Origin of the sequence: Burkholderia cenocepacia, assembly GCF_900446215.1 — a bacterium.
Classification (GTDB): domain Bacteria; phylum Pseudomonadota; class Gammaproteobacteria; order Burkholderiales; family Burkholderiaceae; genus Burkholderia; species Burkholderia cenocepacia.
On the sequence record NZ_UAQZ01000017.1, the window covers coordinates 225569 to 239167 of the forward strand.

13 protein-coding genes are annotated in these 13599 nt (G+C 66.4%); 6 read left to right on the forward strand and 7 right to left on the reverse strand.

From position 1 onward, the window contains the following. The first annotated feature begins 117 nt into the window (after positions 1–117). From DTA15_RS35550 to DTA15_RS35560, 3 genes are all read left to right on the forward strand, one after another. Entirely contained in the window at positions 118–531 is a 414-nt protein-coding gene (locus DTA15_RS35550) for a MarR family winged helix-turn-helix transcriptional regulator (protein ID WP_006482973.1), read from the forward strand. Positions 532–545: 14 nt separating this feature from the next. Continuing rightward, positions 546–2333, forward strand: coding sequence for a chloride channel protein (locus tag DTA15_RS35555; RefSeq protein ID WP_006482970.1), 1788 nt, complete (start codon positions 546–548; stop codon positions 2331–2333). Positions 2334–2818: 485 nt separating this feature from the next. Next, positions 2819–3151, forward strand: a complete 333-nt coding sequence (locus tag DTA15_RS35560) for a hypothetical protein (protein ID WP_006482964.1) — start codon at positions 2819–2821, stop codon at positions 3149–3151. 94 nt (positions 3152–3245) lie between these two features. Here DTA15_RS35560 and ppnP read toward each other — a convergent pair whose 3' ends face one another. Then, entirely contained in the window at positions 3246–3566 is a 321-nt protein-coding gene (ppnP, locus tag DTA15_RS35565; protein ID WP_006478890.1) for a pyrimidine/purine nucleoside phosphorylase, read from the reverse strand. Between the two features lie 172 nt (positions 3567–3738). Further along, positions 3739–4641 carry a LysR substrate-binding domain-containing protein gene (locus DTA15_RS35570; protein ID WP_006482963.1) on the reverse strand — a complete coding sequence of 301 codons (903 nt, stop codon included), beginning with the start codon at positions 4639–4641 and terminating at the stop codon, positions 3739–3741. Between the two features lie 182 nt (positions 4642–4823). On the opposite strand from DTA15_RS35570, the gene DTA15_RS35575 reads away from it, so the two are divergent. The 3 genes from DTA15_RS35575 to DTA15_RS35585 all read left to right on the forward strand — a co-directional run bounded on the left by DTA15_RS35575 (position 4824) and on the right by DTA15_RS35585 (position 8152). Continuing rightward, entirely contained in the window at positions 4824–6008 is a 1185-nt protein-coding gene (locus DTA15_RS35575) for a M20 aminoacylase family protein (RefSeq protein WP_006482953.1), read from the forward strand. A 43-nt stretch (positions 6009–6051) separates the two neighbouring features. Further along, positions 6052–7371, forward strand: coding sequence for an MFS transporter (locus tag DTA15_RS35580; RefSeq protein ID WP_006482956.1), 1320 nt, complete (start codon positions 6052–6054; stop codon positions 7369–7371). A gap of 238 nt (positions 7372–7609) precedes the next feature. Next, positions 7610–8152, forward strand: coding sequence for a cysteine hydrolase family protein (locus tag DTA15_RS35585; protein ID WP_006482959.1), 543 nt, complete (start codon positions 7610–7612; stop codon positions 8150–8152). 270 nt (positions 8153–8422) lie between these two features. Here the strand turns inward: DTA15_RS35585 and DTA15_RS35590 are convergent, their stop codons facing one another. The 5 genes from DTA15_RS35590 to DTA15_RS35610 all read right to left on the reverse strand — a co-directional run bounded on the left by DTA15_RS35590 (position 8423) and on the right by DTA15_RS35610 (position 13590). Further along, the gene (locus DTA15_RS35590; RefSeq protein WP_006482966.1) at positions 8423–9526 is read right to left on the reverse strand and encodes a porin; all 1104 of its coding nucleotides are present in this window, start codon (positions 9524–9526) and stop codon (positions 8423–8425) included. A gap of 63 nt (positions 9527–9589) precedes the next feature. Beyond that, the gene (locus tag DTA15_RS35595) at positions 9590–10009 is read right to left on the reverse strand and encodes a DoxX family protein (protein WP_012493376.1); all 420 of its coding nucleotides are present in this window, start codon (positions 10007–10009) and stop codon (positions 9590–9592) included. Positions 10010–10184: 175 nt separating this feature from the next. Beyond that, positions 10185–11462, reverse strand: a complete 1278-nt coding sequence (locus tag DTA15_RS35600) for a cytochrome c (protein WP_006482958.1) — start codon at positions 11460–11462, stop codon at positions 10185–10187. A gap of 2 nt (positions 11463–11464) precedes the next feature. Beyond that, on the reverse strand, positions 11465–13084 hold the full coding sequence (locus DTA15_RS35605) for a GMC family oxidoreductase (RefSeq protein WP_006482972.1): 1620 nt from the start codon (positions 13082–13084) through the stop codon (positions 11465–11467). Beyond that, entirely contained in the window at positions 13084–13590 is a 507-nt protein-coding gene (locus DTA15_RS35610) for a sugar dehydrogenase complex small subunit (protein WP_006482974.1), read from the reverse strand. Before DTA15_RS35610 ends, DTA15_RS35605 begins: the two co-directional genes overlap by 1 nt. Between the last annotated feature and the right edge of the window lie 9 nt (positions 13591–13599).

The window sequence follows — 13599 nt, forward strand, 5'->3', positions numbered from 1 at the left end:
CCCCGCCACGTCACCGCCTGCGACACGCGGAATGCGACCATTCCGCCTGATTTCGGCCGTTTATATCATATTGTGATATATTTACCGCCACCGTAACCGACTGCCCGACCGACCTCGATGAACGATACCCGACGCGCGCTGACGAAAGGCGATTTCCAGCAACTGTCCGAGTTCCGCTACCAGATGCGCCGCTTCGAGCGCTTCTCCGAACGCGCCGCGCAAAGCGAAGGCGTGACGCCGCTGCAATACCTGCTGCTGCTGCACATCAAGGGCTATCCGCATCGCGAATGGGCGACCATCGGCGAACTCGCGGAACGCCTGCAGGCGCAGCACCACGGCGTCGTGGCGCTGGTGACGCGCTGCGAAGCGCTCGGGCTCGTGAAGCGCAAGCCGAGCGAAGCCGACCGCCGCCAGGTCGAAGTCCACCTCGAGCACGCCGGCGAAACGCTGCTCGCCCGCCTCGCGGCCATGCATCGCGCCGAACTGAAGTCGCTCAAGGACACGTTCCAGGTTCCCCAGATCGATTACTGACCCTTGCCACTCCGATGAACGCCCCACATAAACGCGATTTCTCGACCAACGAACGCCTGCCCAGGATCGCGCTGCTTGCCGCCGTGATCGGCCTGCTCAGCACGCTTGCCGCGTTCGTGCTGCTGAGCCTGATCCACCTGTTCACGAACCTGTTCTTCTTCCAGCAGTTCTCGTTCGCCGATCATTCGCCCGCGAACAACACGCTCGGCGCCTGGGTGATCGCCGTCCCGGTGATCGGCGGGCTGATCGTCGGCCTGATGGCGCGTTTCGGTTCGGAGAAGATTCGCGGCCACGGCATTCCGGAAGCGATCGAGGCGATCCTGTTCGGCAAGAGCCGCATGTCGCCGAAGGTCGCGATCCTCAAGCCGCTGTCGTCCGGCGTCGTGATCGGCAGCGGCGGCCCGTTCGGCGCCGAAGGCCCGATCATCATGACGGGCGGCGCGCTCGGCTCGCTGATCGCGCAGTGCGTGCACGTGACCGCCGCCGAGCGCAAGACGCTGCTCGTCGCCGGTGCAGCCGCCGGCATGACCGCCGTGTTCGGCACGCCGGTCGCCGCCGTGCTGCTCGCGGTCGAGCTGCTGCTGTTCGAATGGCGCCCGCGCAGTTTCCTGCCGGTCGCGCTGGCGTGCGCGGTGGCCGGCTTCGCACGCGCGGTGTTCTTCGGCGTCGATCCGCTGTTTCCGCTGACGACCGCCGCGCCCACGCCCGTCGCGCTGCTGTCGTGCATCGTCGCGGGTCTGCTGTCGGGTGCGCTCGCATGCGGCCTGTCGGCGGCGCTCTACCGCGTCGAAGACACCTTCGCGAAGCTGCCCGTGCACTGGATGTGGTGGCCCGCGCTCGGCGCGATCGTGATCGGCGTCGGCGGCTGGCTCGAGCCGCGCGCGCTCGGCGTCGGCTACGACGTGATCGGCGACCTGCTGCACCAGCACATCGTGCTGAAGATCGCGCTCGCGCTGCTGATCGTGAAGGCCGTGATGTGGGTGATCGCGCTCGGCTCCGGCACGTCGGGCGGGGTGCTCGCCCCGCTGCTGATGCTCGGCGCCGGCCTCGGCACTGTGCTGTCGCCGGTCTTGCCGGGCGGCGATCCGGCGCTGTGGCCGCTCGTGTGCATGGCCGCGACGCTCGGCGCGACGCTCGGCGCCCCGCTCACCGCGATCGTGTTCGCCTTCGGCCTCACGCACGACACCAATGCGCTGCTGCCGCTGCTCGCGGCGACGCTCGTCGCGCACGGCTTCGCGACCATCGTGATGAAGCGCTCGATCATGACGGAAAAGATCGCACGCCGCGGCTACCACATCTATCGCGAATACGGCGTCGATCCGCTGGAGCGGCACGACATCGGCGAAGTGATGACGTCGGCCGATCTGCTCGTCGCGATCGACGGCACCGCGACGCTCGATACCGTCGAGACGCAATACTTCGGCGCGAAGCAGACACACCGCGCGTACCCGGTCGTGCAGAACGGCCGCCTGCTCGGCCTCGTCGATCGCGCGACGCTCGACGCGCAACGTGCGCAGGCTGGCGCCGACACGCCGATCTCGGCCGCGTTCGCCGATCGTGCACCGGCCGTCGCGCTGGCGCACGAAACCTGCCGCGTCGTCGCGTCGCGCCTGGCGATGCTCGGCCTCGAACGCCTGCCGGTGGTCGCCGACGAGCAATCGCTGCGCATCACGGGGATCGTGTCCCGCAGCGACCTGATCAAGCCGGCGCTCCAGCACTTCGACGACGAACACAAGCGCGAGCGCTTCCGTCCGGTCGTCCCGGTCAACCTGCGCGGCATCGGCTCGCGCAAGGCCGGCTGACGTCGTTCGCGTGCGCGGCGCTCTGCCGCGCGCCGCTTCCCTGCCTCACGCCGCGCCACGATACGGTGCGCCCGTCGCGCGCCGCATCGCCTTCCCGTTGCTTTCCGCCGTTTAAAGTTGGTTAACAATTCAACAGACGAAAGTTTGTCATCATGGTGCTCATGCGACGGGGCCATCCAATAGCCATTCCACTTCGCCATTCGATAAAGAGTCGCGGCGCGGCATGCACGTACATGCCGCCTGCCGCGACCGTCACCTCACCACACCACGACCGGGCAGCGCACCGACCGCGCCACGCATGACGTCGAGCCGTACACGACGCATGCCGCGCCGCAGCAACATGCGCAGCATCCGAGCCGTCATTTGGCAAGCGCGTTAACAACTTGTTTCGGAATGACCGGAACCGTGCCCGCCCGATGCGATCTCACTTGCACGCAGCACTGCTGCGCATCCCACTCAATCAATCACGACTCGAGGGAGATAACGTGAACGTGAAATACTTACCGCTCATCGCATTGACCGTGGCAATTTCTGCTCATGCCGCTGAACCTGCCGTGCAAAACGTGGGACAAAGCCAGAAAGACGCTCCCGACGTTTCGGCGTGCATCGCCAAGACCTGGGCCGACAAGTCGCAACAACAGGTGATCTCGCAGAACGTGCTGGCCAACGGCCTCGCGACCGATGTGTACGCACCGGGCCAGCAGCCGCCGAACGGCGCCGCCGCGATGGTGCGTCCGTCGTGGAAGCCGGGTGCGAAGACGTGGGTCGGCGTGCGCGGCGATGCAGCGTCCGCCGGCGACATCAACGCCTGCCTGTAACGAACGAGAACAGGCGCACCGGATGGCCTTGCGCCATCCGCTTGCGACGAGCCCCGCTTCGGCGGGGCTTTTTCTTTGCGGCGCGGAAAGCGTCTTACAGGTAGCTGCAGACGTAATCGAGCGTCTCGAGCACTTCGATGTCGAAGCGGCTCTTGCCCGGCACCGAGAACGATTCGCCGGCGCCGTAGGTCTGCCATTCGCTGCTGCCGTCGAGCTTCACGCGGCACTTGCCGGCCTGCACTTCCATCAATTCGGGCGCATCCGTGCCGAAGTTGAGCGCGCACGGCAGGATCACGCCGAGCGTCTTGCGCGTGCCGTCCGGGAAGAGCACGGTATGCGACACGCACTTGCCGTCGAAATAGACGTTCGCGCGCTTGACGACCGATACGTTGTCGAATTGGGTTGCACTGGTCATGTGATGCCTCTGATTGCTGGATGCCGGATGGCGATGGAGTTGGAGGCCGGCCGGAGCGGCGGGCCGGCCGCTATGATACCGGCTCGCGCAACGTGTATCGGAATGGCGCGCTACCGGTGCGTGCCGGGCCCACGATCGTCAGGATCACTACGTGATTCTGTGGGGCGCCGGTTCACCGCAACCCCTTGCGCCGCGCGGAATCGCGCAGGCAATCGAGCAGCATCGCCGCGGCCGGCGTCAGCGGGCTGTCGCGGCGCGTGACGACCTGAACCGATACGCCCGGCAGGCGCTCGCGAATCGGCAGCACCGCGAGCTGCTCGCGCGCCCACTCGCCTTGCAGCAGTTGCTCGGGCATCGATGCGATCAGGTCGCAGCCGGTCATCAGGCTGTGCGCAAGACCGAAGCTCGGGCATTCGACGACGCGCGCCGGCACCGGCAGCCCGTACGCGACGAACGAATTGAACAACACCTGCGTGGAGCTTTCCGGCGACGGATTCATCAGCCAGTCGGCCTCGACGAGATCGGCGAGCGACGTGGCCGACGCGAGCGGATGCCCTTTGCGCGCGACGATCAGCGAGCGGCTCGCGTAGAGCTCCGCATGATCGAACTCGGCGGCGAGCAGTTCAGGCACGACGACGGCCACCGCGAAATCGAGCGAGCCGTCGTGCAGGCGCGGCAGCGCGACCCCCGGGAACCCTTCGACCAGATTGACGCGCGCCACCGGAAAGCGGCGCCGGAACGCACGGAATGCGTCGGGCAGGATCGTCACCGCCGCCGCGGGCGTGATCGCCGCCGCGACGGAACCCGTCATCGCGCCCTGCGCCTGCTCGATGTCGTCGCGGGCGCGCTGCATTTCGGCGACGATGAGCCGCGCGCGCACCTGCAGTTGCTGGCCGAACGCGGTGAGCTGCACGCCGCGCGCGGTGCGCACGACGAGCGACACGCCGAGCGCGATCTCCAGCTCCTTCACCGCCTTCGTCAACGCGGCCGGCGACACGTTCAGGCGCCGCGCGGCCGCGCGAATGCTGCCCTCCTCCGCGGCGGTGACGAACGCTTTCAGCTGATGGTATTTCATGGGGCAATGCGTGATCCGTGGAAACCCTGTGCGGCGCGCGGCGCCATCGCTCAGGGTATTCCCGAGCGGCAACCGACGGTGTGCACCAAAGCAATTTAGCAGCTTCTGGTACGCAAAAGAAATTTATATGCTTGGTCGTCGCATGCGCATCAGACGCCCCACCCGGCCCCACAGGAGACACCATGCTGCAAGCCGTGAACCCCGTCATCCCCGGCATCGCCGCGATCGCCCCCGAGCTCGTCGAAGTCCGCCGCCGCATCCACGCCCATCCCGAACTCGCATTCGAAGAGACGCTCACCAGCGATCTCGTCGCCGAACTGCTCACCGGCTGGGGCTACGACGTGCATCGCGGCATCGGCAAGACGGGCGTGGTCGGCGTGCTACGCGCAGGACAAGGCACGCGTACCGTCGGCCTGCGCGCCGACATGGACGCGCTGCCGCTCGCGGAAACCACGGGCCTGCCGTACGCAAGCCGCCACGCGAACAAGATGCACGCATGCGGCCACGACGGCCACACCGCGATGCTGCTGTGCGCGGCACGCCACCTCGCGGCGACGCGCCATTTTTCCGGCACGCTGAACCTGATCTTCCAGCCGGCCGAGGAAAATTTCGGCGGCGCGAAGGCGATGATGGACGACGGCCTGTTCGACCGTTTCCCGTGCGACGCGATCTTCGCGATCCACAACATGCCGGGCCGCGCGGCCGGCGACATGGCGTTTCGCACCGGCGCCGCGATGGCGTCGGCCGACCGCGTGACGATCACGCTGCGCGGCGTCGGCGGCCACGGCGCGATGCCGCATTTCGCGCGCGATCCGATGTCGGCCGCGGGCAGCATCATGGTCGCGCTGCAGACGATCGTCGCACGCGAAGTCGACGCGCAGCATGCGGCCGTAATCACGGTCGGCAGCGTGCAGGCCGGCGAAACGTTCAACATCATTCCGGAAACCGTCGTGATGAAACTGTCGGTGCGTGCGCTGAATGCCGACGTGCGCGCGCTGCTCGCGCGCCGTATCGAAGCGCTCGCGAAGGGGCAGGCGGAGAGCTTCGGCGTCACCGCGGAAGTCGACTACGACTATGGCTACCCCGTGCTCGTCAATCACGCGGAACCGACCGCGTTCGCGGCCGACGTCGCACGCCAGATGCTCGGCGCCGACCGCGTCGAAACCGAAGCCGCGCCGCTGATGGGCAGCGAGGATTTCGCGTTCATGCTCGAAGCGCGCCCCGGCTGCTACGCGTTCATCGGCAACGGGATCGGCAGCAAGGGCGGCTGCATGGTGCACAACCCCGGCTACGACTTCAACGACGACATCCTCGCGATCGGCGCGAGCTACTGGGTTCGCGTCGCCGAAGCCTGGCTCGCGGCCTGACGGCCCTTCACCACGCAGTTTCGCGCTCAACCGGGGGAACCCCATGGAAACGTCCGCCCTTCCGTTCGCCGGCACGCCGGTCGATGCCCGCGCCGCCGCGAAGAAACGCCGGCTGATCGCGGCCGCCGCCGTCGGCAACGCGCTCGAGTTCTATGACTTCACGGTCTACAGCTTCTTCGCGATCCTGATCGGCAAGCTGTTCTTTCCCGTGCATTCGTCGTTCGGGCAGTTGATGCTCGCGGTCGCGAGCTTTGGTGTCGGCTTCGTCACGCGTCCGCTCGGCGGGCTCGTGATAGGCATGTATGCGGACCGCGCCGGCCGCAAGAAGGCGATGATCCTCACGCTGCTGCTGATGGCGCTCGGCACCGCGACGATCGCGATCGCGCCGACCTTCGCGCAGATCGGCATCGCCGCGCCGCTGCTGCTCGTGCTCGCGCGACTGCTCCAGGGGTTCGCGTCGGGCGGCGAAGTCGGCGCATCGACGACGCTGCTGCTCGAACAGGCGCCGCAGCATCGTCGCGGCTTCTACGCATCGTTCCAGTTCTCGAGCCAGGGGCTCGCCGCATTGGCGGGCGCACTCACCGGCGTTGCGTTGACGTCGACGCTGACGGCCGCGCAGCTCGAAAGCTGGGGCTGGCGCGTGCCGTTCATCATCGGCACGCTGTTCGTGCCGATCGGCTACTGGCTGCGCCACACCGTCGAGGAAGTGCCCGCTGCCGCGCCGGCCGCCGCGCACGACGAGCCGGTCGCCTCGCTGCCGCTCGCCGACGTGCTGCGCCACCATGGCAAGGCCGTGTTCGCGGGTCTCGGCGTGACGATCGGCGGCACGTCGATCCACTACATCATCGTGTTCTACATGGCGATCTACGGCGTGCAGGTGCTGCACCTGCCGACCTGGCTGTCGATGACGGCCGGCTGCGTCGCCGGTGCGATCCTGATGCTCGTGACGCCGATCGGCGGCCATCTGTCCGACGTATATGGCCGTAACCGGATCGTCTGGTGGACGCGCATCGTGCTGATGGCCGCAATCTATCCGGCGTTCATCGCGCTGAACCGCTGGCCGGGCGCCGCGTCGCTGCTGTCGATCATCGCCGCGCTGTCGATCGTGCATGCGATCAACATCGGTGCGACGGGCGCGATGCTCGGCGAGTTGTTTCCGCGGGCGGTGCGTGCGACGGGCGGTGCGCTGGTGTATAGCGTCGGCGTCGCGATCTTCGGCGGATTCGCGCAGTTCTTCGTCACGTGGCTGATCTCGGCGACCGGGAATCCGAATGCGCCTGCGTGGTATGCGATCGGGTGTGGCGCGATGACGTTGCTTGCGATCCGTTGCATGGACGAGAAGGCCGGGAAGGCGCTGGATTGAACGGCGGACGATGCGCGGCACGCGAAGCGTCATTGACGTCGCGCGCGCGCATCGGGCATCATCGGCCCACGCACCACGCCACGATCACCCTTTCGACGACCACGCGCACGACCGCCTTCGGCGGGCCCGTGCGGCGAGTGCGCGCAAGATCGTAGCGGCTCAATTCCCACAGGCCCCGCCGGTTCCGGACGGGGTCTCGTCGTTTCTCCGTCCGCATCGGCCACTCAGGAGAAACGCAATGTCCGAAGCCGCTTCCCCGAAACGCGCGCTGCTCGTCATCGACATGCAGGTCGGGCTGTTTCATGGTCCCGATCGTCCGCATGACGGCGAACGCGTGCTGGCCAATATCAACCGGCTGATTCACCGTGCGCATGACAGCGGTACACCCGTGTTCGCCGTGCGTCACACCGGCCCGGCCGGCTCTCCGATCGCGCCCGACGCGCCGCTCGCCGCGTTGCTGCCGGCACTCGCGATCGATACCGCACGCGACATCGTGTTCGACAAGACCCGGCCGAGTTGCTTCGTGGGTACGCGGCTCGCGGAGTGGCTGCATGCGGCGGGGATCGGCGAGATCGTGATCGCGGGGATGAAGACGCAATACTGCGTCGATACGACGTGCCGTGCGGCCGCGGATCTCGGGTTTCGCGCGGTGCTCGTGACCGATGCGCACACCTGCACGGATACGCCCGCGCTGCCGGCCGAGCGGATCGTCGCGCATCATAATGCGACGCTTGGCGGGCCGTTTGCGGTGCTGACGACGACCGAGGCATGCGTGTTCTGACGCAGGGCGCCGGTCGGACTGCGGTAAGCGAGTGCGCGCGTTGCAATAGCGTCAGCAGGGACCGTCAATTCGCTGGAATCGGCTTGCCGATCGTTCGATGCGCCATGCCGACTTTCGAGAACAGGACTGACCTCGAAGCAGCAGAAGAGCACGTGCAAGACCCTGTCGCGTCCGCTCATGGGCAGCGACGATACGGCATGCACAGTAAAAGCAAAAAGGCACGGAGCTTTCGCCACCCGTGCCTTTTTCAGCTACACAGACCGCCCGCACTCAAAACGTATGCATCATCCCCACATACGCACCCGTCTGCGACTCGCCCGTCATCGGGCTCGTCCCCGACGTCGCGTCACGCGGCGTCGCGAGCAGCGAGAAGTTCGAATTTCCGCCGTTGCGCGCATACGCGACCGTGCCGTACAGGAACGTGCGCTTCGACAGGTTGTACGTGGTGCCGAGCACATACATGATCGCGTGCCCTGACGGATCGTGCGACGCATCGCCGCCGCCGTCGCCCACCTTCACGTAGTAGCCACCACCCGTCACGGCCCACTGCGGCGTAGCCGAATAGGTCGCGCCAAGCCAGTAGTGATCGGCCCGGTCGGCGACACCGGCCGGGCTGTCCGGCGCCTGGTAGTGCGTATACGCACCCTGGATCTTGAACTTCGACACCTTCACGTTCGCCCCGACGAAGTACTCGCGCGACGCCGTGAAAATGTTGCTGAACTTGCCGTTGTTGTCGCGCAGTTCGTCGTAGATGCCGCGCACGTCGAGCACCGGCGAGTGGTACGAGATCATGATCCCGTCCGAGCGGCCGAAATCGTCGGCCGCGCCGTAGTTGAAGCCGCGCGACTGGTTGCCGAACGCGTATTGCGCCTGCACGTCGAAGCCGCCGATCACCGGGCTGTGATATTCGATGTTGTTGCTGCTCTGCTGCCAGTTGCGGCCACGCACGAGCGAGGCCGACGAAAACGCCTGCTGGACGAACGGGTCGAATTCCCACACGCCGTCGCTGTCGATGAACAGGTTGCGGCCGGCCTGCAGCTGGCCCCACGTGTTGCTCTTCAACCCGACGTACGCGCGCCGTGACCACATCCGCCCGCCGCCCGTCTGACCGTTCATGACCTGGAACGCGGTTTCCAGGTTGAACACCGTCGACAGCCCGCCGCCGAGATCCTCGACGCCCTTCAGCCCGAACATGCTGGTGCCCCAGTCGCCGCTTTCCGCGCTCCAGCGCGACTTGCTGCCGTTCGGTGTCGCGATGTGGTTCAGGTATTCGATACCGCCGTCGATCCGGCCGTACAGCGTGACGCTCGTCTGTGCAAACGCGGCCGCCGGCGTGGCGGCCGCAATCAGCCATGCGAAGTATTTGAGTCGCAAAATGATGCCCCCTCGAAGTCTCGACCGTCCGACGCGCACCCCATGCACGCGCCTCGGGTCTGCTTATCCGCGATCGATCGAAAAACGTCCGGGGCCCGCCGCGCAGAGCGCGAGCAAGCCGCCCGAGATCGCGATGTTCTTGTAGAAATGAATCATGTTGTTGATCTGCTCGCCGCCCGTCATCGTCCAGTAGTGGTGGCCGATGATGCCGGTACCGATCGTGTACAGCGCAAGCAACAGCGCGAGCGGCCGCGTCTGGAAACCGACGAGGATCGCAATCCCGACGATGAGCTCCATCACGACGGAGATCGCCGCCGAGATGATCGGCGCCGGCGCGCCCTCGCTGCCCATGAACGCGATCGTACCGGAGAAGTCGATAATCTTCTTCCAGCCGAACATCACGAACAGGATCACGAGCAGGATTCGGGACAGCAGCAGCAGCACATCGCGCTGGGACGCGAGAAACGGTTGGTTCGGTGTCATGGTCTCGATCAACGAAAACGATGCGCGGCGTGCGCGCACCGGATTGCCTGTGAACCAGGACGGGCGACCGCCTGCGCCGCCCGTCCCGCTCTGCAACAACCGGCATCGGGGCCCGCCCGATGTGCTGTGCTCCTCCTCTTTTCTATTGTTGCCCTGCCTCGCCGCGTGCCGCGTTTCAGCGCAGCTTCGCGACGTCCTGCTCGGTCACCTTCGCGGCCGGATTGCCGAACTGCCCCGTCAGGTAGTTCGTCAGCGCGGCGATCTGCGCATCCGACAGCTCGTGGCGGAACGCGGGCATCCCGACGTCCTCGCTGCCGGCCTTGCGCTGCACGCCGTTCAGGATCACCTGCACGAGGTTGGTCGGATTCGACGCGCCGACCGTCGAGTTGTGGAACAACGGCGGGTAGTAACCGTCCGGCGTGCCCTTGCCCTGCATCTGGTGGCAGGTCGCGCAGTTGCCGAGATACAGCCGTGCCGGATCGATGCCCGACGACGCGAGCGCGACGCCGCGCAGCTTCAGGCCATCCTCGGCCGGCTTGCCCCACGACGAGCGCGACTGCTTCGCGTCGCCGCTGGCGACGGCCGGCACCGTACGGATGTACGTCGAGATCGCGCCGATGTCGGCTTCGGTCATCTTCGAGAAGCTGTGCTCGATCGCCTCGGCCATCGGGCCGGCCGCCTGCGCGAGGCCCGGCACGCTGCCGGTGCGCAGGTACTGGACGAGCTGCTGCTGCGTCCAGCCGCCGATCCCCGCGTTCGGGTCGGACGTGATGTTGTAGCCGTCCCAGCCCGCGAGCACCGAGCCCGACAGGAAGCTGCCGCCCGTTTCGTCGAGCGACTTCTCCTGCATCGCGATGCCGCGCGGCGTGTGGCACGTGCTGCAGTGCGCGAGGCCCTGCACGAGATAGGCGCCGCGGTTCCACTCGGCGCTCTGCTCGGGCTTCGGCTGGTACACGCCGTCCTTCAGGAACAGCCAGTTCCAGATCTTCAGCGGCCAGCGCATGCTCAGCAGCGCGGGGATCTCGTTCTTCGGCGGCGCCTGCTTGACCGGTTCGACGCCGTGCATGAAGTACGCGTACAGCGCCTGCACGTCGTCGTCGTTGATCTTCGCGTACGACACGTACGGCATCGCCGGGTACAGGTTGTCGCCGTTCTTCGATACGCCGTGCCGCACCGCGCGCTCGAAGTCCTCGAACGTCCAGTTGCCGATGCCGGTATCGGGATCCGGTGTGATGTTGCTCGTATAGATCTTGCCGAGCATCGGCACCGGCATGCCGAGGCCGCCCGCGAACGGCTTGCCGCCCTTCGCGGTGTGGCATGCCATGCAGTCGCCCGCGACGGCGAGGTATTCGCCGCGCTTGACCTGCGCCGGATCGGCCGAATCGGCCGCGCGTGCGAGGCCGGGCAGCGCGAGGCAGCCGGCGAGGAGGAAGGTGAGAGTAGATTTCCGCACGGTCAGACTTCCTTCTTCAGCGTGTCCGACATCCGCAGCGCGAGCGCCGCGATCGTCAGCGTCACGTTCACCGTACCGACGGTCGGCATCGTCGAGCTGCTCGAGATGAACAGGTTCGGATGGTCGAACGTGCGGCAGTCCTTGTCGACGACCGAGTCGCGTGCATCCGCGCCCATGATCGTCGCGCCCGTGATGTGGTTGTTCGGCGCGAACTCGTCGTTGAAGACGACGTCGGTGCCGCCCAGCACCTTCGCGGCCGTCGCGTAGACCTCGCGCGTGTGCACGGCGCCGCGCTTCACGTAATCGTCGATCGCATACGTGATCTCGGGGCGCGGGATGCCGATCGCGTCGGTGGCCGTCTTGCTCGGCACGATGCGGTTCTCGGGCTGCGGCAGAATCTCGTGGAAGCAGTCGAACTGCACGTAGCGCGCGGAACGGTCGCGGATCTGCGCGTCGAGCTCCTCGTGCTTCATCAGTTTGCCGGCCTTGAAGATCTTCTGCGTCTCCTGGTTGATGCGGGACATGTTCGACAGATGGATCTTCTTCGCGGCTTCGGTCGCGCGGAACGGGCCGTCGCGGAAACCGATCAGCGACGTCATCTCCTGCGGGCCGCGGCCCGGCCACAGCTTCTCGTTCGCGTAGAACGACACGCCGGTGCCCGGGTGGTCCATCAGGTTGCGGCCGACCATGTCGGAACTGTTCGCGACGCCGTTCGGAAAATCGCGGTTCGCGGACATCAGCAGGATCTTCGGCGTCTCGATGCCGTTCGCGGCGAGCACGAAGTACTTGCCTTCGACGCGATGGTCGGCGCCCGTCTTGTCCTTGTAGATCGCGGCGACGATGCGCTTGTCCGGGCCCGTCTCGAGCTTGTAGACGACCGCGCTGTCGATCAGCTTCGCGCCGGCCTGCTCGGCCTTCTCGACGTGGACGATGCCGTTGTACATCGCACCGATCGGGCAGATCGGCATGCAATTGTTGTTCCCGCAACAGGTGGGCCGGCCGTCGTACGGACGGCTGTTGCGGGCGACCGGCTCGGTCACCACGTGGAACTTCGGGTCATAGCCGTTGAGCGCGCTCTTGATGGTCTGCTCGTTGAACGACAACGGCAGCGGCGGCATCGGGTACGCCTGCTTGCGCGGCGAGTACAGGTCTTCCTCGGGGCCCGGGCCCCACACGCCGAGTTCCTCCTCGGCGCGCTGATACCAGTGCTCGAGGTCGTCGTACTGGATCGGCCAGTCGCGGGCGACGCCGTACACCGTCTTCATCTTGAAGTCGTTCGGGATGAAGCGCCACGCGGAGGCGGCCCAGTGCCACGTCGTGCCGCCCACCGCGCGGATGTACTGCGAGTTGAACTTGTGCTCGCCCTTCAGGATCAGGTAGTCGTTCGGCGGGCCGTATTCCGGATGCGGGGCCCACGGGCTCGACGGGTACGGCGCCATGAAATCGGTCTTGTCGGGCTGGTTGCGAAAGCGCTCGACGATTTCCCAGCGCGGCATGCGCGGGCCGGCTTCCAGCAGGATCACGGACTTGCCCGCCATCGCGAGCTGGTGCGCAACGATCGCGCCGGCGACACCCGATCCGACGACGACGACGTCGGCTTTTTGCGTATCGGTATCGGCCATCAGGCTTGCCTCTCGATCGGTTTTTCGGCCCAGAAGCCGGGTTTGTTGGGGCAATACGAAGGGATCACGAGCGTATCGGACACCACGCTGAACATTAATGCTTCCTCGTAGGTAATCACGACGTTGTCGACGATGCCGAGATACCACGCGCCGAGAATCGTCAATGCGAGCGATTCCTGGTCGGGATTCAGCGAACCGGATGCGAGCGCACCGGCGAGTTGCGGCAGGCTGTCGGCCGTCTTGAACGAGCCCTTCTGCAAGGCCTGCAGATAGCGCTGGCCGGTGACGCGGCTCAGCCCTTTCTTGCCGGTCAATGCTTCGGAGAGCGTCATGAACGTATCGAGCGGCGCGGTGCCGGGATCGTCGGCCAGGGCCCGCAACGCCAGCGAGCCGGTGAGGCCCGCCGCCGTCAGCGCCAGTGCGCCCTGCAGCCATTGACGCCGCGTGATGCCGGTTGCGGCTGCGTCGTCGTCACGACGCGATTGGGGGGTGTTGTCGTTGTGCATGTTTCCTTC

Bases quoted from the DNA above. Each gene is read 5' to 3' on its own strand.
- DTA15_RS35550 (WP_006482973.1), top strand. From the start codon at position 118: ATGAACGATACCCGACGCGCGCTGACGAAAGGCGATTTCCAGCAACTG.
- DTA15_RS35555 (WP_006482970.1), top strand. From the start codon at position 546: ATGAACGCCCCACATAAACGCGATTTCTCGACCAACGAACGCCTGCCC.
- ppnP (WP_006478890.1), bottom strand. From the start codon at position 3,566: ATGACCAGTGCAACCCAATTCGACAACGTATCGGTCGTCAAGCGCGCG.
- DTA15_RS35570 (WP_006482963.1), bottom strand. From the start codon at position 4,641: ATGAAATACCATCAGCTGAAAGCGTTCGTCACCGCCGCGGAGGAGGGC.
- DTA15_RS35575 (WP_006482953.1), top strand. From the start codon at position 4,824: ATGCTGCAAGCCGTGAACCCCGTCATCCCCGGCATCGCCGCGATCGCC.
- DTA15_RS35580 (WP_006482956.1), top strand. From the start codon at position 6,052: ATGGAAACGTCCGCCCTTCCGTTCGCCGGCACGCCGGTCGATGCCCGC.
- DTA15_RS35585 (WP_006482959.1), top strand. From the start codon at position 7,610: ATGTCCGAAGCCGCTTCCCCGAAACGCGCGCTGCTCGTCATCGACATG.
- DTA15_RS35595 (WP_012493376.1), bottom strand. From the start codon at position 10,009: ATGACACCGAACCAACCGTTTCTCGCGTCCCAGCGCGATGTGCTGCTG.
- DTA15_RS35605 (WP_006482972.1), bottom strand. From the start codon at position 13,084: ATGGCCGATACCGATACGCAAAAAGCCGACGTCGTCGTCGTCGGATCG.
- DTA15_RS35610 (WP_006482974.1), bottom strand. From the start codon at position 13,590: ATGCACAACGACAACACCCCCCAATCGCGTCGTGACGACGACGCAGCC.